The following is a 16,441-nucleotide window of genomic DNA, read 5'->3' on the forward strand; positions in this document are numbered from 1 at the left end:
CATGCGTTTGCCCAAGGCCCTGCAGAATACCTCCCTCGTCGTCGGGCTGGTCATCTCCCTCGCCATCATTCTCTGCGCCATCTTCGCGCCCTATGTGGCGACCCACGGCGTAGAACAGATGGACATGCGCAATCGCTTTGCCGGTCCGACGGTGGAACATCTGTTGGGCACCGACAATTTCGGCCGCGACCTGTGGTCCCGCCTGGTCTTCGGCGCCCGCATCTCGCTGACCATCGCCATCATCTCTGTGGTCTGCTCAGCCGTCATCGGCACCGTGGTCGGCCTTGTTGCCGGCTATTTCGGCGGCTGGGTCGATCAGGTCCTGATGCGGATCACCGATATCTTCCTCGGCTTCCCGGCCATCGTGCTGGCGCTGGCCATCGTCGCAGTGCTCGGCCCCGGCGTGCTCAACGTGTCCTTCGCCATTATTGTGGTGGCCTGGACCGAATACGCGCGCGTGGTCCGTTCGACCACATTGGTGCTGCGCGAGCAGAACTATGTGCAGGCGGCGCGCGCCCTCGGCGCCAGCCCGGCCCGCATCATCTTCAAGGAAGTGCTGCCCAACGCGCTGGGCCCGATCATCGTCTTGGCCTCGCTCGGCCTGGGTACAGCCATCATCTCGGAATCGGCGCTGAGCTTCCTGGGCTTCGGCCTGCCGCCGCCGACCCCCACCTGGGGCTGGACGCTGGCCTACGGCACCAAGTTCATGCGCGACGCGCCGTGGCTCTCCATCATCGCCGGGGCGACCATCATGGTCACCGTGCTCGGCTTCAACCTCCTGGGCGATGGCCTCAGGGACGTACTCGATCCACGCCAGCTCTCGCGCGGCGGGGCAAAGGCCGGCAAGGCCAAATAACTAGGGAATATTGCAATGGTAAAGTCCATCAACCAGCTTCGTCCGAAGTTCACCACCAATGCCGATGGCAGCGATGGCGTCCTGTTTATCCATGAGCTGGTGGGCGAGGAAGATGGCCCCACGATCGGCATTTCGGCCTCGATCCATGGCAACGAAAATACCGGCTCGCAGGCCATTCTCGAGCTGTTCCATATCCTCAAGGACATGCCGCTCAAGGGCCGCATCCTGCTGCTGCCGGTCGCCAATCCGCAGGCCTTCGCGGTCAATGAGCGCTTCAACACCATCGACAAGGTCGATCTGAACCGCCAGTTCCCCGGCAGCCCGCGTGGTACCTATAGCCAGCAACTCGCCCATGCCCTGACCGAGCAATATTTCAACGTCATCGACATCCATATCGACCTGCATAGCGGCACCGACCGGCCGACCGTCGACTATGTCTACATCTGGAACGACGAGCCGCTGTCCCGCGCCTTCGGTTCGACGGTGCTCTACCGCCCGGTCGAGAACAAGCAGGGCACCGTTTTCGGCGGCACCACCAAGTCGGTAACGATCGACAAGCGCAACATTCCGGTCGTCGTGGTCGAACTCGGCGGGGGCATCGTCGACCAGCGGCCCTATATCAAGCGCACCGTCGACGGCATGCTCAACATGCTGCGCTCCAAAGGCGTCATCCCCGGCGACGTCGTGCCCAATCCCAAGCAGATTGTCGTCAACGAACTGGCCGGCATCCGCCCGGCCCAGGGCGGTTGGATCGAAACCCTGGCCCCGGCCAATGGTGAGGTCATCAAGGGCGACCAGCTGCTCGGCCGCGTTGTCAGCCCCTACAATTTCGAAGTGCTCGAAGAGATCAAGACCCCGTTCGCCAACGGCGTGATGATCATGCAGCACCTCACCCGCAACCTCGTTCAGAGCGGCGACTACGCATACATGGTCGGCAATCTCGAAGGCGCGACCGACTAAGCAAGGATCGGCATCGCCGCATGGCCGGCGCTGCCCTAGGCAAGGAAACGACGACGATGAGTGTCCTCCCGCACGCCGACCAGGCGCCCGTTCTCCAGGTCACCGATCTCGATATCGAGATCCGTGGCGCGAACGGCTCATTCGCCGTCGTTTCCGACATGAACCTGACGGTGCGGGCCGGGGAAACCCTCTGCATCGTTGGGGAAAGCGGCTGCGGTAAATCGATGACTGCCCTGTCATTGCTGCGGCTGCTGCCGGAGGCCGCCCAAGTAGCCTCCGGCAAGATTCTGATCGACGGCGTGGATTTCCTCGGCATGGACCAGCGCCAGGTCGAGGATTTCCGCGGCGAGCAGATCGCCATGATCTTCCAGGAACCACTGACGGCGCTCAATCCCGTCCTCAAGATCGGCGAGCAGATTGCCGAGGCCGTGCGCCAGCACCGCAAGTGCGGTCGGCGGCAAGCACATGAGCGCGCCATCGAAGCGCTGCAACTGGTGCAGATGCCCGATCCCGAACGTCGGGCCGGGCAGTATCCGCACGAGCTGTCGGGCGGCATGCGCCAGCGCGCCATGATCGCGCTGGCGCTGGCCTGTGATCCCAAGATCATCATTGCCGACGAGCCCACCACGGCGCTCGACGTCACCATCCAGGCTCAGATCCTGGGCCTGATCTCGGACCTGCAGAAGCGCCTCGGCACTGCGCAAATCCTCATCACCCATGACCTTGGCGTCGTCTCGGAAGTCGCCGACCGCGTTATCGTCATGTATGCCGGCCGCCGCGTCGAAGAGGCGAACATCTTCGATCTCTTCGATCGACCCTTCCACCCCTATACGATCGGGCTCATGGGCGCGGTGCCGCGCCCCGGCGCTTCCAGCGAGGCAGGTGATCGCCTGTCCGATATTTCGGGCACGGTGCCCCCGCTCTGGGATTTGCCCAAAGGCTGCGCCTTTGCCCCGCGCTGCCCCAATGCCTCGGCCCGTTGCCTAGAGGAACGCCCGCCATTCGAAGAAAAACGACCCGGCCACTGGGCCGCCTGCTGGGAGCATGATGATGCAGCCTGATAATGCACCGCTCCTCAGCGTCGAAAATCTCGAAGTTCACTTTCCCATTCGGGCCGGCGTGCTCCAGCGCCAGGTCGGCGCGGTCAAGGCCGTTGATGGCGTAAGCTTCACCCTAGGGCGCGGCGAAACCCTGAGCCTTGTTGGCGAAAGCGGCTGCGGCAAATCCACGACCGGCCTTGCGCTGATGGGACTGGTCAAGCCGACCGGCGGTCAGGTCAATTTCGACGGCCAGGCGATCCGCGGCTTTGGGCGCGCTCAGCTCAAGAGCTACCGCCGCCGCATGCAGATCGTGTTCCAGGACCCGTTCTCGTCGCTCAATCCGCGCCAGCGCGTGCGCGACATCATCCGCGCACCGCTCGATATCCATAAGGTCGGCACCATGGCCGAGCGGAAGGATCGTGTCGCCGAGCTGATGGAGCGCGTCGGCCTGCGGCCCGATCAGGCCGAGAACTTCCCGCACCAATTCTCCGGTGGTCAGCGCCAGCGCATCGGCATTGCCCGCGCCCTGGCGCTCAAGCCCGACGTCATCGTCTGCGACGAGCCGGTTTCGGCCCTCGACGTCTCGGTGCAGGCGCAGATCCTCAACCTGCTAAGTGACCTGCAACGCGATCTCGGCGTTTCCTATCTGGCCGTCTCGCACGATCTGGGCGTGGTCGAATACATCTCGCACCGCGTCGCCGTCATGTATCTGGGCCGCATCGTCGAAATCGCGCCCAAGGCCAAGCTCTTCGCCAATCCGACCCATCCCTATACTGAACTGCTGATGCGCTCGGCCCCTTCGCTCGATCCGCGCAATCGCCACCAGTTCAGCGCCAGCAACGACGACATCCCGAGCGCGACCAGGAAGCCCTCGGGCTGTGCCTTCCACACCCGCTGCCCGCTCGCCACGGATCTGTGCAAGCGCGTCGATCCCGAGCTGACCGCGCGCGACGACGGCCGCCTCGTCGCCTGCCACCACAAATAGGACCAAGCATGACGTCGAGCTATCTCTTCACCGGTGGGCGCGTTCTCGATGCGAACGAAGGCGCTCTCTATGACGGCCTCGATGTGCTGGTCACCGGTGATCGCATCGTTGCCGTCGGCAACTCGGTCGTGGCGCCATCCGACACGGTCGAGATCGCCCTTGGCGGCCGCACCCTGATGCCGGGCCTCATCGACTGCCACGTTCATGTCGTCGCCGAGACGCTCGACCTCTGGTCCAACATGACGGCCCCGTCGTCGCTGGCCGCCCTGCGTTCGGCCCGTGTGATGAACGAGGCGCTGCTACGGGGCTTCACCACTTTGCGCGATCTGGGCGGCGCCGATTACGGCCTGGTTCGGGCCGTCAACGAGGGCGTCATTGCCGGACCGCGCCTCGTCATCTGCGGCAGGGGGCTGACCACGACAGGCGGCCATGCCGATCTGCGCACCCGGACCGATGACCGCCCGGGCATATTCTCCGATCGCCTCGGTTCGATGGGCCTCATCGTCGATGGTGTCGACAATGTGCGTGCTGCCTGTCGCACCATGATCAAGGAGGGCGCCAACTTCATCAAGGTCATGGCCAATGGCGGCGTATCCTCGCCCAACGACCCGATCCATTCCATCCAGTACTCGCGCGATGAAATCCTCGCCATGGTCGAGGAAGCCGATAATGCGGGGCTCTATGTCTCGGCCCACGTCTATACCGATCGCGCCATTGGCCGCTGCGTCGAACTCGGCGTGCATTCGCTCGAGCACTGCAACCTCATTGAGCCAGAAACCGCTCGTGCCGCTGCTGCCAAGGGCTGTATCGCCGTGCCCACCTTGGTCGCTTACGATGCCCTCGCCATCGAAGGCGAAGCCCTCGGTCTCGGCGCCGCCGAATTTGCCAAGATCGAAACCGTCCGCAGCGGCGGTCTGCGCTCGCTCGAAATCATGCGCGATGCCGGCCTGCCCATGGCTTTCGGCTCCGACCTGCTGGGCCAATTGCGCAAGTATCACTGCATGGAGTTCGAGCTTCTCGCCAAGGTGCTAACCCCGCCTGAGATCATCCGCTCCGCCACCACGATCGGTGCCCTGCTGTGCCGGCTGGAGGGTGAGGCCGGCGTTATCGCTACCGGCGCTTCCGCTGACCTTTTGGTTGTCGACGGCGATCCGCTGAGCGACATTTCCCTGTTGCAGGGCGACGGCGCTCATATGTCGGCGATCATGACCCGCGGTCAGTTCGCCAAGAACCGGTTGAACTGATCCTGCCAAGCCGCAAGATGGCTCAACGCCACGTTCCCTTGTGAGTCGCGATGCTATTCGGGCTGTTCGTCCTGTTGGCCTGCCAGCTTGCCGGTGAGGTGATTGCCCGTGGGCTGGGACTGCCCATTCCGGGCCCGGTCATCGGCATCGTCCTGCTTTTCGCGCTGCTCACTATCCACGGCCGGATGAAACAGGCCGAAAAGGCCGAGCAGGGCGACGTCGCCAAGGCAGCCGATGGTCTCCTCGCCAATCTGGGCCTGGTCTTCGTCCCCGCCGGCGTCGGCATTTCGCAGCACTACCAGCTCATTTTCGACAATGGCATTGCCCTTATCGCGGCGCTCGTTGTCTCGACGGCGCTGACGCTGATCGTCACCGTGCTCGTGTTCCGGGCCGTTAGCCGCCTCGTCACGCGGGAGGAGAACCCGTCATGACCGGCTCTCCCGCCTTCGACCTCTGGGTCTATCTCGCCGCTAGTCCGCTGCTGTGGCTGACGCTCACCATCGGCGTCTTCCTGGCGGCCCAATACCTCGCCAGGCTCAGCGGCTTTCACACGCTGGTCAATCCGGTGCTCATCACCATTGTGCTGATCGTCCTGGTCCTGCAACTGACCGGCACCAGCTACAATACCTATTTCGATGGCGCCCAGTTCATCCATTTCATCCTCGGGCCGGCGACTGTGGCGTTGGCCGTGCCGCTCTACCGCAGCCGCAAGCTGGTCCGAGCCTCGGCGCTGCCAATCCTGGCCGCACTCGCGGTTGGCGCGCCCTTCGCCATGCTCTCGGCCACCGGCATTGCCCTGCTGCTGGGCGCGGCGCAGCAGATTGTCCTGGCGCTGGTGCCGAAATCGGTCACGGCAGGCATTGCCGTCGGTATTGCTGGCGAGATCGGCGGTGAACCGGCACTGACAGCCGTGCTCGTCATCTCCACCGGCATTCTGGGCGCTATCATCGTCACCCCGCTGATGAACGCGCTGAGGATTACCGACTATGCCGCACGTGGCTTCGCTGCCGGCCTCACCTCGCACGGCATCGGCACTGCCCGAGCCTTTCAGGTGAACTCGGTCGCCGGCACCTTCGCCGGCCTGGCCATGGCCCTCAATGGCCTTGCGACCGCGTTCCTCGCACCACTGATCTTCCGCACGCTGTTCGGTGCCTAGGCACTCGGCTTGTCGTTGATGATGCGGGCGCGAATGCGCATGGAGATCGCATCGATCACCGCCACGGTGACCAGGATCATCAGGATGATGAAGGCCGCCTCGTGCCAGTTGTTGATGCGAATGCGATCCGACAATTGCAGCCCGATGCCACCCGCACCGACAATACCCAGAATGGTGGCCGAGCGGACATTGGACTCGAAGAAATAGAGCACATGGCTGATCATGACCGGCAGCACTTGCGGGAACACGCCTAGCCGAACCGCATGCGTATCGCTGCCACCCGCGGCGCGCACGCCGTCCACCGATTTCCGATCGACATTCTCGATCGCCTCGGCAAACAGCTTGCCGAACACCATGACGTCGCCAACCGCGATAGCCAGCACGCCCGCGAATGGCCCCATGCCGACCGCCGACACGAAGATCAGCGCCCAGACCAGCCCGTCAATGCCACGAAAGCCATCGAAGACGCGGCGCAGGCTGAAATGGAACAGCCAATTGGGCACGATATTCTTGGCGCCCAGGAACCCGAGCGGCAGGGCAATCACCGCGGCGATCAGCGTGCCTAAAAAGGCCATGGCCAGCGTTTCGAGGATTGCATAGCAGAAGTCAAAGAAGCTCTCGCCCGGCCACGGCGGCAGCATCAGCCGCACCAGCATCCCAAGCTTGGACAGCCCGTCGAACACCCGCAGCGGCGACGCGTCGATCCACCAGAGGCCGAAGGCCAGAACGGCCGCGAAGACAAGCCACAGGCCCCAGTCGCGCGCGCTCTGACCCCAGGGCCGACGCAGCAACGCTGGATTGATGCTCTTGAGGCGGGCGATATCGGCTTGCGTGACGGTTTGCATGGTTCAATGCCCGGAAATGAGGTCTTGGCCGATCATGCGATGGCGGACGGTCTCGCACGCGATATCGATGATCGAAACCACGGCGATCAGCAGCAGCATGATCGCGGAAATGTCGGTGTATTCGAACTGGCGGATGGCGACATAGAGCTCCTGGCCAATGCCACCGGCCCCAACGATGCCCAGCGCCGAAGCGCCGCGCACATTGATTTCAAACCGCAGCAGCAGATAGCTCGCATAATTGGGCAGCGCCTGCGGCACCACGGCCAGTCGCATCACCATCGGCCAGTTGCCGCCTGCCGCCCGCACACCCTCGATGCTGCGCGGGTCGACATTCTCGTTGACCTCGGCAAACAGCTTGCCCAGCGAGCCGGCAGTATGCACTGCGATCGCCAACACGCCCGCAAATGGCCCAAGGCCAAAGGCGAACACGAAGATGAGCGCGAAGACCAGTTCGGGAACGGTGCGGCAGAATTCGAGCACGCGCCGGGAAACGAAATAGAAGCCGTTGTTCGGCGTCAGGTTGCGCGAGGCGAAAAAGCACAGCGACAGCGCGAGCACACCACCCAGCACTGTGCCGACAAACCCCATCAGGATGGTTTCGACCAATAGCCGTAGCCAGAACCGCAATCCCCAATACCATTCGCCCAGATCGGCTCCCAGCGTCTCCAGCGACAGGCTGGGAATGGTGCCCGCGATATAGGTCCAGGCCTTGGGCAGACCTTGCATCAACCCGGAAAGGTTGAAATCGCTGACCGAGACCGAAGCAACCAGTGCCGCGAGGAACAGCACGCCATAGAGCATCGTCCACGCGTGCCGCACGCGCTTGGCATGCTGGTAGCGCGCCTCGAACGACGTCAGGCGGTCATGCCGCGTTGTACTGCTGCGCTGTGGCTGGTCGAGCGTTGTCATCGAAGCACTCCTCGCAAAAGGCGATGGACACGCGAGCCGGCGGCCTGCGTGTCCATCAAGGTCAATCAGTTGGCCGCGTTGCGACGACGGTCTTCGGCATTGTGTTCGGTGATGGCGATCACATCGAGATAGTCTTCGTGCTTGGCCTCGACATAGCCGCTCGACTCGCCGCGGGTATAGGCGGCAAAGCCTTCCGGATCCTTGGTCGGGAACGCCATCAGCGCGGTCTTGAATTCATCCTGCAGTTCCTGCGGTAGACCCGTCAGGATCATGACAGGTGTGTTCGGGATGACGGGCGAGGTCCAGATGATGCGCACCGCGCCCTTTTCGATCAGGCCCTTCTTTTCCATGGTCTGGATATTGCCGGCGGTCTCGTTGCGCCAATGGGTGGCCACCGCTTCGAACGTGCCGTTGACGAGGCCGATTACGCTCTGCTCATGGCCGCCGGAAAACGCCACGTCGCTGAAATACTCGTCGGCATTGGTGCCCAGCTCGGTCGAGAGGTAGTAGGACGGAACGGCATAGCCCGAGGTCGAGTTCGGGTCGGCAAAGGCGAAGGACTGGCCCTTGATGTCTTCCAGCGACTGGTAGCGGCTGTCAGCGCGCACGGCGATCACCGAATAGTAACCGCGATTGCCGTCGCCATCGAGGGTGATGGCAACCGGAGCGATGGCCTCGCCCATGATCTTGCGCGCCAGGGCGTAGGCAGCCGGGCCGACCGAAGCGATCTGCACGTGGCCCGAGCGCATCGCTTCGATCACCGCGGCATAGTCGGTGCCGCGCACGATCTTGACCGGCACGCCCAGCTCGCGGCTGAGGTAGTCGGCATAGGGCTCGTTGCGGGCAATGGCGTCGGTCTCGTTCTCGCCCGACGAAATGCCGATGGTGAGTTCGGGATACTGCTCCCGCCAGTCCTGGGCGAGGGCAGGGACGATGAGGGCGACCGAAATCAGTACGGCCGCAGCGCTGCGGCGCACGAAAGTGAACATTGGTTTGCTCCAGGTTGTCGGTAAGAGGGGCGGCGGCGCTACTGCGCCTCGGCCATTTCTCGTTGCATGGCGGCGCTGGCCGACATGTGAGCGGCCATGGTCGACGTCAGACTTTCATCCACGGCGTTTTCAGTATCGCCGCCATAGATTTCGTGGATCACCCGCGATGTCAGTTGGGCGGGCGATCCGTCGAAAACCACGTGCCCATGCGCCATCCCAACGATGCGGTCGCAATAGGCGCGGGCGGCGTCGAGCGTATGCAGGTTGCAGATAACAGTGATCTTGTCATGCTTGTTGATGGTCCGCAGCGCATCCATGACCAGCCGCGCATTGCGCGGATCGAGCGATGCGATCGGCTCGTCGGCCAGGATCATGCTGGGATTCTGGATCAGGGCGCGGGCGATGGCCACGCGCTGCTGCTGCCCGCCCGATAGGGTATCGGCGCGCTGCAGTGCCTGCGGCAGCAGGTCGAGCCTGTCCAGCGCCATGGCGGCGAGCGCGCGGTCCTGTACTGAAAAATGCTTGAACATAACAGGCAGCGTCCCGGCAGTACCGATCCGTCCGATCAAGACATTGGTCAACACGTCGAGCCGGTTCACCAGGTTGAACTGCTGGAAGATCATGGCGCAGCGCGCCCGCCAGGCGCGCAATTCGCGCCCGGCCAGTGCCCCCACGTCGGTGTTTTCGAACTGAATTCTGCCCTGGCCCGGCGTGGTCAGCCGGTTGATCAGCCGCAGCAGCGTCGACTTGCCGGCGCCCGATCGTCCGATAATGCCGACCATCTGGCCGCGCTCGAAGCTGAGAGAAACATTGTTGACCGCGATCGTGTCGCCAAACGTCTTGGTGATCTTCTTCAGTTCAAGCATGACCCACCCTGAATGCCCGCTTTGGGCAGTTCGTTTCCGATTGGCCGACGCTAACTCGTCCGCATGACAGCGTTAACTCATTCGAATGACATGCTCGTGACGCAGCAAACTATTGGCCGTAGGCACGCTTCCATCCGAATAGACCACGGCACCCTTGCTCAGCGTTGCCCGCACGTGACCGACGCCGCGATCATCGGCGATGATCAGGTCGGCGCGCAGACCCCCGCGGATCTCACCGCGATCTTCGAGCCCCAGCGCCTGGGCCGGATTAATAGTCGCGAGCCGTGCTGCCCCCGGCAGGCCCTCAGGATCGCTCTTGGCCAATACCAGCACGGCCGGCAACATGGCCGAGGGGTGATAGTCGGCAGCCAACAGGTCGAGCAGGCCTTCGGCATGCGCATCGCGCGCCGATAGGTTGCCGGAATAGGACGTACCGCGCAGCGCATTAGGGGCGCCCATGGCATTGGCCAGGCCGCGCGCCTTGGCCTCCCGGGCCGCTTCCAGCGTCACCGGGAATTCGCTGATGGCGGCGCCCAGGTTCTGCATCTGCGCGACCTTTTCCACCGTGTCGTCGTCATGGCTGGCGAGCGGCACGCCGTGCAGGGCGCAGTACTGAGCAATCGCCCGCAGCGTCGCTGTCAGGTCGCCCGCCGTTTCCTTGCGCTCGCGGATGCGTTGCTCGAGATTGGCCGCCGCCTGCTCGATGGTGATGCCCTTGGCCTTGGATATGTTCGCCGCCTGCAATTCCAGGTCGCGATACTGCCCCTGGCCCGGCGTGTGGTCGCAGAGCGAGATCAGGTCGACCGAACCCTCCGCGATCAGTTCCTTCACCACCGATAGCGCGGCCGGGAAGGTCACTTCGAAGCGGGCATGCACCCGGTGATCGACCAGCAGCATCTCGGCATGCGAGCGGATCGCGCGGATCATCTCGCTGGTAAATTCGTAGCTCCGCATGTGTCCATAGGCCGAAGACGGGCTGAACGATACCGCTGCGTAGGCGGTGGTGATGCCCGAATTGGCCAGCTTGCGATCGAGATCGCGCAGGCCCATTTCCATCGGCATGCGCACATTGGGGCGCGGCTCCAGCTCGCGTTCGATCATATCGCCATGCATGTCGATCATGCCCGGCATCAGGATCAGGCCGTTGCCGGTGATCTCCGCATCGGCGACCGGCTCCTCGCGGATTTCGGCGATGAGGCCGTCTTCGATGCGCAGTGCGCCGTTTTCGATGACCCGGTCGGCCAGGACAATACGGAAATCAGAGAGCCACATGGTCTGCCCGTTCGCTTTCATCGGTGATGGCGCGCGTTGCCAGGTCGATCTCGCGATCGATGAGGTCGGCCACGTCGCCGGGATGGTGGAAGACGCCGACAATAGCGACGCCTGCGGATTTGAGATCGGCCAGACGGCGTACCAGCGCGCTGCGCGCGCCGACGTCGAGCGATGCCGTTGGTTCGTCTAGCAGGAGCAATCGCTGTGGCAAAATCAGGGCCCGAGCCAGATTGACCTTTTGCTGTTCGCCGCCCGAAAACGTGCTCGGATAGGCGCGCCAAAGCTCGGGACGCACCCCGAACTGGTCGAGCCAGTGCCGGGCCTGATCGAGCGCTTCTGCCTGCGATTGACCGGCCAGCAACAGCGGCTCGGCCACGATATCCTGCGCCGCCACGCGCGGACGGGCATTGAGGAACTGGGTGACAAAGCCGATCTCCTGCCGCCGCAGCAGCGCGATATCGACGTCTGCCGCATTGGCCAGATCGATCTCGCCGAGCCGCGACTGATACCAAAGGTGCCCGGCCACCGGCAGATAGCTGCGCCACAGCGTACGCAGCAGGGTGGATTTGCCGGCGCCATTATGCCCGCGCAGCAGCAGGAATTCGCCTTTATGCAGGTCGAAGCTGATGTCTTCGAAAGCATGCAGCATGCTGTCGAGATGATACATGCGGAAGGTTTTGGTCAGTCCTTCGACGCGCAGCAGGGGTAGTGCGGTGGACATGCTGGCCCCTAGAGTTTGGCGTGAACGAGTTGCTGGGTGTAGGGGTGCTGTGGGTCCTGGAACACCTGGTCGGCCAGTCCCCGCTCCACCACTTCGCCATGCCGCATGACCAGTACGCGGTCGGCCATGGTGCGGATCACGCCGAGGTCGTGGCTCACCAATACCATGGTGATCTTGCGGTCGCGCTGGAGGCGCTTGAGCGTATCGAGCACCAGTGCCTGCACGCTGACATCGAGTCCCGTCGTGGGTTCGTCGAGCAGCAAGAGCGCCGGTTCGAGCGCGATGGCCTTGGCCAGTTGTACGCGCTGCTGCATGCCGCCTGACAACTCGATCGGCCGCGCGTCCATACGATCCAGCGGGAACTCAGAGGCCTCCAACGCCTCGCGCGCCTTGCCGCGCAGCACGTCAAAGCTGCGCTCGCCCGCAATCAGCAACCGCTCAGCGACATTGCCGCTGGAGCTATGCTTCATCAGCAGGCCCAGATGCGGGTTCTGGTAGACGATGCCGATGTGGCGAGCGCACAGCATGCGCCGGTCATAGCGGGCCATGTCGAACAGATTGCCATCCTCGCGGTTGGGCAGGCGCAGCCGATAGTCGCCACTATCAGGCGTGTCTTCGAGGTTCATCATGCGCAGCAGCGTCGACTTGCCTGAGCCGCTCTCACCCACAATACCCATCACCTCGCCGGGATAGACCGTGAGATCGACATTGCGCAGGGCCGCGACATTGCCGTAGCGGCGCGACACGCCGCGCATGCTCAGCAGCGGTTGGGTGCGGGTCAGTTGCGGCTCCACCCGCTCCAGCGGCGCAGCGCTTGTGTCGATGCTCATGCCGAGAACTCCCCATTACGATACCAGGTCTGGCCGACCTCGACCGCTTCGCCCTCGGCCTTGCGGATCGCCTTGATCCCCAGATTGCTGTCGGAGACCTCGAACGCCGAACCGCCGCCCTCGATCGGGATTTCGTTCATGAAGAAGCCACTGACGCCCGAGCGCTTGCACACCAGATGCGCGTGGTCCTCGACCAGATAGGGCCGATCCGAGAACACCAGCGGTTCCACCCGCGTAAACGGCGGCACGGCGAACAGCCTTTTCTCGCGCCCTGCCGACAGGAAGGTCAGGTGTCGCGCCATGTTGAGCTTGGGCACGTCCCAGCGCGGAATGGGCGACGGCGTCATCACATGCCGGCCGTTGACCAGGCTCGGATAACCCGCGCCCTGCATGATGCGTCCCTTGCGCACGATCTGCTCATAGAGCGTCAGCCACAGCTTGCCGTAATCGGCATCGGCATGCATCTGCCGCGCGATCGAGATATTGGGCTCCACCCCGCGCAAAGGCTCCGGGTTCGGCACCTGCAAGACGAGAATCTGGTCGTCCCGCATCGTCTCTTCCGGCACCCGGTGGCGCGACTGCACAATCGAAGCGTCGAGCGTGTCCCAGGTCTCGGCAGCGCCCGAAACCCGGCTGATGAAGCGCCGGATCGACGCCGCGTTGACGCCGTCATCGGCACCCTGGTCGATGACCTTGATCGTCGAGGCCGGATTGACCAGCGTGAGCGTCACCTGCAAGCCGCCCGTGCCCCAGCCGCGCGCCATCGGCACTTCGCGGCTGGCATAGGGCATCTGGCAGCCGGGCACGGCGATGGCCTTGAGCATCTTGCGGCGCAGCTCGCGCTTGGCCGACGCATCGAGGAATCCGTAGCTGGTCGCCGCCCAGGGCTTGGTGAGAGTGGAAAGGCTCATTCCGCGGGCTCCGTCTGAAGGATTTCTGCCGGTGCGGCGCTGGCGGTCGCCTGCTTGGCCTTGGCATCACGCATGGCGTCGAGCACCGACTGGAAGGTGACGTAGTGCGGCAGCTTGAAGTGGATGCAGAAGCCCGAGGCTTCGACACTTTCGGTGTGGTAGAGGTAGAATTCCTCGTGCACGGCCGAACCGACCGGCGCTTCGGCCGAGTTGAGATCGAGCGTCGCTGCGGCGATCACCTTGACCTCGTTCCAGCCGAAGGTCGCCGCGAACCCCAGTTCGAGATAACCGCCCTTTTCCTTGGATGTGACCTCGGCCTGGCTCACCCGCACCCGACCCGCCGAGAATGATGTGCCGCGCGGATGCCGCACCACCACCTCGGCTTCGGCCAGGCGCAATTCGTTGACGGTTGGATGCGCATTGCCGTAGCCGCGCATCGCGGCATAGCCGAGGGCCAATACGCCACCTGTCTCCGCCCGCGCCAGGCTCTGCAGCCGATGCGCACGTGATGCCGGAAACAGCAGCGGCTCCCGCGTCAGGTCTGGAATGTCTTCAGCGGCAACGTCCGATTCAGTCGCTGGCGCCACCAGCCCCTGCCGCCGCTGCCAGTCCGCCAGCGCCGGCTGTCGTGCCGGGGCAGGGCGGTCAGCCGCTTCCACCTCCGGCGGGCTGAACGGCGTTCCCTCCAGCACATCGGTGGCCAGCACGCGGTGCGAATAATCGAGCGTCGGCCCGAGAATTTGGCCGCCTGGAATGTCCTTGAACGCTGCCGAAATCCGGCGCTGGGTCAGCAGGTCCGCCTGCTGCACGGGCGCGGCAATGGCGATACGCGGCTGCGTCGTGCGCCAGGCGCGCAATACCAGCACCGCCTCCGAAAGCTCGCCGCCCGTCTGCGCCAGCGCCAGCGCCGCCAGCTCCTCGTCATAGAGCGAGGCTTCGCCCATGACCCGGTCGATCAGATAGGGCATGGATTTGCGGATCGCGGCGACGCGCTCGGCGTCGATCGCCCCCAGGTCCTGCCGGAACAGCCGTTCGGCCTGGTCGATGGCCTTTTCCCCGCCACGGGTTGCAACATAAGCCATCAGAGCACCTCCACCATGGTCGAGCGAGGGATGCCGATGACCGCATCGTCATCGACCAGCAACAGGTCGAACCCCTCGGGATAGGCGCAAAGCTGCGCCCGCAAAGCCCAGAATTCCGGTGGCAGGCTCAGTGACACCTCCCGCGCCCGCTCGACGCCCGGTCCAGTCAGCCGCAACCAATACTCGCCGTCATGCCGCGTCCGCATCGCCAGCGTCGCGCCATCATCGGGATAGAGCGCGCTGCCGCAGCGCAGGGCTTCGAGCCACGCCGTTCCGCCCAGCGTGTCCACAAACACATGGTCGGCTTCCTCAACCTGGCGCGTCACCCGCGCCCCGGTTTGCGCGACCCGAGCCATGAGGTCAGCGCTATCGGCGAAAACGGTGCATTCGAGATCGATCAGCGCTTCGATAATGCCGCCGAGTCCGGCCTCGGGCAGCGCCCGGACTTCACCCGGCCGCGCCATGGACCACATCAGCGCTTCGAACGTGGCGTTGGATCGGGCTTCGGCCCGATCGGGGGCTGCAACCGTCAACATCAGAACGTCTCCATTTCAACGCGCGTGGCCTCGACCTGCCGCATGCGCATGTCGTCCTCGGCTGTGAGGTAAGCCCGCTCGCTATCGATGAAGGTCGTGACGGCGGCGTGGGCGCCGTTGGCTGCGATGCTGAGGTCGATCACCGCCATCGCCATGGCGCGTTCAAGATCACGGCCAGTGACCATGCCGTAGCCGACATGCCCACCGCCATCAGTGATATGCGCCTCGCTGACCAGCACTTCGCCCAGGTGAAAATCGACATTCGCCACCGTGTCGCGCAGCGGCACCATCACGAGGCCTGTGCGGTTGGTCACGACTTCGATATCGCCCAGCCCATCCAGCACTGCTTCCGCCAGTGCCTTCAGCCCATCCGGTCGGGCGCGCGCCAGCACATTCAGGATCGCGGCGTGGTCCGGCCCGCCGCCCGTGCTTTCATTGAACATCGTCGGTCCTTTCGGTCGCCATCGCGCCCGTCGGGGCGGTTTCGAAGGTGAATTGCACGCGATCACCCGCCCAGGCCGCTTCCGAGAAGCCGATCGGCGCGCCACTCAGGTCCACGTCGGTCTTCTGCACGATCAGCACCGATTGGCCCGGCCGCATCATCAGCAGCGATGTCTCGTGCTCGGTGGCGAGGCGGGTGAAAATGGTCGTGCTTTGCCGGCGGTAGTCGGCAATGCCATAGCTGCGGTAGATTTCGGTGATCGACCCGCCGGCCTTGCGTCGTTCGGTCAGGTCGGGAAAGCGCGCCGCGTCATGATAGGACCAGCCCAGGCTGATCGGCAGCTCATTGGCAAAGCCGCGCCATGAGCGCGCCGTTACCAGCGCACCGGGCTCGAGCTTGAGCGCCGCGGCGACGCGTGTGCTGGCCGGTATCTGCATTTCCGAAAGGCTCTGTCCCGACGCCGTCAGCCCCTGCGACAGCAGGTTTTCGCGGAAGCGCGTGCGTGGCCCGATGACATAGTTCAGCAGCGGCGCGCGCTCGACGAACGTGCCCCGGCCATGCTCCACCCGCAGCTTGCCCTCGGCCACCAGCGCCGCCAGCGCCCGGCGCAGCGAATGGCGTCGCGCGCCATAGAGCAGGCACAGTTCAGGCTCGGACGGCAGCCGGGCATCGGGCGTCAGGTGCCCTGACGCGATCTCGTCGCTGATCTTGTCGCGCGTGGTCTCCCACGTCTGCCCTCGACTGCGCATTCCAACCATCGCTACTCATTCGGATGAGTCGGAAATAGCCCCCGGGCG

19 protein-coding genes are annotated in these 16,441 nt (G+C 64.2%); 7 read left to right on the forward strand and 12 right to left on the reverse strand.

Annotated features, from left to right (window positions below; all coding sequences use genetic code 11):
• Window position 1 precedes the first annotated feature (1 nt).
• From MF606_RS02080 to MF606_RS02110, 7 genes are read left to right on the forward strand one after another with little or no spacing between them, the layout of a single operon-like run.
• Window positions 2-856: an ABC transporter permease gene (locus tag MF606_RS02080; protein WP_240231945.1), complete on the forward strand. Its 855-nt coding sequence runs from the start codon at window positions 2-4 to the stop codon at window positions 854-856.
• Window positions 857-871: 15 nt separating this feature from the next.
• On the forward strand, window positions 872-1,816 hold the full coding sequence (locus tag MF606_RS02085; protein WP_240231946.1) for a succinylglutamate desuccinylase/aspartoacylase family protein: 945 nt from the start codon (window positions 872-874) through the stop codon (window positions 1,814-1,816).
• A gap of 56 nt (window positions 1,817-1,872) precedes the next feature.
• Entirely contained in the window at window positions 1,873-2,877 is a 1,005-nt protein-coding gene (locus tag MF606_RS02090) for an ABC transporter ATP-binding protein (protein ID WP_240231947.1), read from the forward strand.
• Window positions 2,867-3,841 (forward strand): ABC transporter ATP-binding protein, encoded by a 975-nt coding sequence (locus MF606_RS02095; RefSeq protein ID WP_240231948.1) that lies wholly within the window; start codon window positions 2,867-2,869, stop codon window positions 3,839-3,841. Before MF606_RS02090 ends, MF606_RS02095 begins: the two co-directional genes overlap by 11 nt.
• 8 nt (window positions 3,842-3,849) lie before the next feature.
• A complete protein-coding gene (locus MF606_RS02100) occupies window positions 3,850-5,085 on the forward strand; it encodes a metal-dependent hydrolase family protein (protein ID WP_240231949.1) in 1,236 nt (411 codons plus the stop codon).
• Window positions 5,086-5,135: 50 nt separating this feature from the next.
• Window positions 5,136-5,516, forward strand: a complete 381-nt coding sequence (locus tag MF606_RS02105) for a CidA/LrgA family protein (RefSeq protein ID WP_240231950.1) — start codon at window positions 5,136-5,138, stop codon at window positions 5,514-5,516.
• Entirely contained in the window at window positions 5,513-6,241 is a 729-nt protein-coding gene (locus tag MF606_RS02110) for an LrgB family protein (protein WP_240231951.1), read from the forward strand. The genes MF606_RS02105 and MF606_RS02110 overlap by 4 nt, the downstream gene beginning before the upstream one ends.
• Here MF606_RS02110 and phnE (MF606_RS02115) read toward each other — a convergent pair.
• The 12 genes from phnE (MF606_RS02115) to phnF form a co-directional block, all read right to left on the reverse strand.
• The gene (gene phnE, locus MF606_RS02115) at window positions 6,238-7,086 is read right to left on the reverse strand and encodes a phosphonate ABC transporter, permease protein PhnE (RefSeq protein WP_240231953.1); all 849 of its coding nucleotides are present in this window, start codon (window positions 7,084-7,086) and stop codon (window positions 6,238-6,240) included. The genes MF606_RS02110 and phnE (MF606_RS02115) overlap by 4 nt on opposite strands.
• A gap of 3 nt (window positions 7,087-7,089) precedes the next feature.
• Window positions 7,090-7,995 carry a phosphonate ABC transporter, permease protein PhnE gene (gene phnE, locus MF606_RS02120; RefSeq protein ID WP_240231956.1) on the reverse strand — a complete coding sequence of 302 codons (906 nt, stop codon included), beginning with the start codon at window positions 7,993-7,995 and terminating at the stop codon, window positions 7,090-7,092.
• A gap of 65 nt (window positions 7,996-8,060) precedes the next feature.
• A complete protein-coding gene (phnD, locus tag MF606_RS02125; RefSeq protein WP_240231958.1) occupies window positions 8,061-8,984 on the reverse strand; it encodes a phosphonate ABC transporter substrate-binding protein in 924 nt (307 codons plus the stop codon).
• A gap of 38 nt (window positions 8,985-9,022) precedes the next feature.
• Window positions 9,023-9,850: a phosphonate ABC transporter ATP-binding protein gene (gene phnC / locus MF606_RS02130; RefSeq protein WP_240231960.1), complete on the reverse strand. Its 828-nt coding sequence runs from the start codon at window positions 9,848-9,850 to the stop codon at window positions 9,023-9,025.
• Between the two features lie 72 nt (window positions 9,851-9,922).
• Window positions 9,923-11,122 (reverse strand): alpha-D-ribose 1-methylphosphonate 5-triphosphate diphosphatase, encoded by a 1,200-nt coding sequence (locus MF606_RS02135; protein WP_240231962.1) that lies wholly within the window; start codon window positions 11,120-11,122, stop codon window positions 9,923-9,925.
• A complete protein-coding gene (locus MF606_RS02140) occupies window positions 11,109-11,843 on the reverse strand; it encodes a phosphonate C-P lyase system protein PhnL (RefSeq protein WP_240231964.1) in 735 nt (244 codons plus the stop codon). The genes MF606_RS02135 and MF606_RS02140 overlap by 14 nt, the downstream gene beginning before the upstream one ends.
• Window positions 11,844-11,851: 8 nt before the next feature.
• A complete protein-coding gene (locus MF606_RS02145; RefSeq protein WP_240231966.1) occupies window positions 11,852-12,673 on the reverse strand; it encodes an ATP-binding cassette domain-containing protein in 822 nt (273 codons plus the stop codon).
• Window positions 12,670-13,584: an alpha-D-ribose 1-methylphosphonate 5-phosphate C-P-lyase PhnJ gene (locus MF606_RS02150; protein WP_240231968.1), complete on the reverse strand. Its 915-nt coding sequence runs from the start codon at window positions 13,582-13,584 to the stop codon at window positions 12,670-12,672. The genes MF606_RS02145 and MF606_RS02150 overlap by 4 nt, the downstream gene beginning before the upstream one ends.
• The gene (locus tag MF606_RS02155; RefSeq protein WP_240231970.1) at window positions 13,581-14,666 is read right to left on the reverse strand and encodes a carbon-phosphorus lyase complex subunit PhnI; all 1,086 of its coding nucleotides are present in this window, start codon (window positions 14,664-14,666) and stop codon (window positions 13,581-13,583) included. The genes MF606_RS02150 and MF606_RS02155 overlap by 4 nt, the downstream gene beginning before the upstream one ends.
• Window positions 14,666-15,202 carry a phosphonate C-P lyase system protein PhnH gene (phnH, locus tag MF606_RS02160; RefSeq protein ID WP_240231972.1) on the reverse strand — a complete coding sequence of 179 codons (537 nt, stop codon included), beginning with the start codon at window positions 15,200-15,202 and terminating at the stop codon, window positions 14,666-14,668. Before phnH ends, MF606_RS02155 begins: the two co-directional genes overlap by 1 nt.
• Complete coding sequence (gene phnG, locus MF606_RS02165; RefSeq protein WP_240231973.1) at window positions 15,202-15,645, reverse strand: phosphonate C-P lyase system protein PhnG; 444 nt, start codon at window positions 15,643-15,645, stop codon at window positions 15,202-15,204. Before phnG ends, phnH begins: the two co-directional genes overlap by 1 nt.
• Complete coding sequence (gene phnF / locus MF606_RS02170; protein ID WP_240231974.1) at window positions 15,635-16,393, reverse strand: phosphonate metabolism transcriptional regulator PhnF; 759 nt, start codon at window positions 16,391-16,393, stop codon at window positions 15,635-15,637. Before phnF ends, phnG begins: the two co-directional genes overlap by 11 nt.
• Window positions 16,394-16,441: the final 48 nt, after the last annotated feature.

It is taken from the genome of Devosia lacusdianchii (genome assembly GCF_022429625.1).
Taxonomy (GTDB): Bacteria; Pseudomonadota; Alphaproteobacteria; order Rhizobiales; family Devosiaceae; genus Devosia; species Devosia lacusdianchii.

Bases quoted from the DNA above. Each gene is read 5' to 3' on its own strand.
- MF606_RS02080 (WP_240231945.1), top strand. From the start codon at position 2: ATGCGTTTGCCCAAGGCCCTGCAGAATACCTCCCTCGTCGTCGGGCTG.
- MF606_RS02085 (WP_240231946.1), top strand. From the start codon at position 872: ATGGTAAAGTCCATCAACCAGCTTCGTCCGAAGTTCACCACCAATGCC.
- MF606_RS02090 (WP_240231947.1), top strand. From the start codon at position 1,873: ATGAGTGTCCTCCCGCACGCCGACCAGGCGCCCGTTCTCCAGGTCACC.
- MF606_RS02095 (WP_240231948.1), top strand. From the start codon at position 2,867: ATGCAGCCTGATAATGCACCGCTCCTCAGCGTCGAAAATCTCGAAGTT.
- MF606_RS02100 (WP_240231949.1), top strand. From the start codon at position 3,850: ATGACGTCGAGCTATCTCTTCACCGGTGGGCGCGTTCTCGATGCGAAC.
- MF606_RS02105 (WP_240231950.1), top strand. From the start codon at position 5,136: ATGCTATTCGGGCTGTTCGTCCTGTTGGCCTGCCAGCTTGCCGGTGAG.
- MF606_RS02110 (WP_240231951.1), top strand. From the start codon at position 5,513: ATGACCGGCTCTCCCGCCTTCGACCTCTGGGTCTATCTCGCCGCTAGT.
- phnE (WP_240231953.1), bottom strand. From the start codon at position 7,086: ATGCAAACCGTCACGCAAGCCGATATCGCCCGCCTCAAGAGCATCAAT.
- phnE (WP_240231956.1), bottom strand. From the start codon at position 7,995: ATGACAACGCTCGACCAGCCACAGCGCAGCAGTACAACGCGGCATGAC.
- phnD (WP_240231958.1), bottom strand. From the start codon at position 8,984: ATGTTCACTTTCGTGCGCCGCAGCGCTGCGGCCGTACTGATTTCGGTC.
- phnC (WP_240231960.1), bottom strand. From the start codon at position 9,850: ATGCTTGAACTGAAGAAGATCACCAAGACGTTTGGCGACACGATCGCG.
- MF606_RS02135 (WP_240231962.1), bottom strand. From the start codon at position 11,122: ATGTGGCTCTCTGATTTCCGTATTGTCCTGGCCGACCGGGTCATCGAA.
- MF606_RS02140 (WP_240231964.1), bottom strand. From the start codon at position 11,843: ATGTCCACCGCACTACCCCTGCTGCGCGTCGAAGGACTGACCAAAACC.
- MF606_RS02145 (WP_240231966.1), bottom strand. From the start codon at position 12,673: ATGAGCATCGACACAAGCGCTGCGCCGCTGGAGCGGGTGGAGCCGCAA.
- MF606_RS02150 (WP_240231968.1), bottom strand. From the start codon at position 13,584: ATGAGCCTTTCCACTCTCACCAAGCCCTGGGCGGCGACCAGCTACGGA.
- MF606_RS02155 (WP_240231970.1), bottom strand. From the start codon at position 14,666: ATGGCTTATGTTGCAACCCGTGGCGGGGAAAAGGCCATCGACCAGGCC.
- phnH (WP_240231972.1), bottom strand. From the start codon at position 15,202: ATGTTGACGGTTGCAGCCCCCGATCGGGCCGAAGCCCGATCCAACGCC.
- phnG (WP_240231973.1), bottom strand. From the start codon at position 15,645: ATGTTCAATGAAAGCACGGGCGGCGGGCCGGACCACGCCGCGATCCTG.
- phnF (WP_240231974.1), bottom strand. From the start codon at position 16,393: ATGCGCAGTCGAGGGCAGACGTGGGAGACCACGCGCGACAAGATCAGC.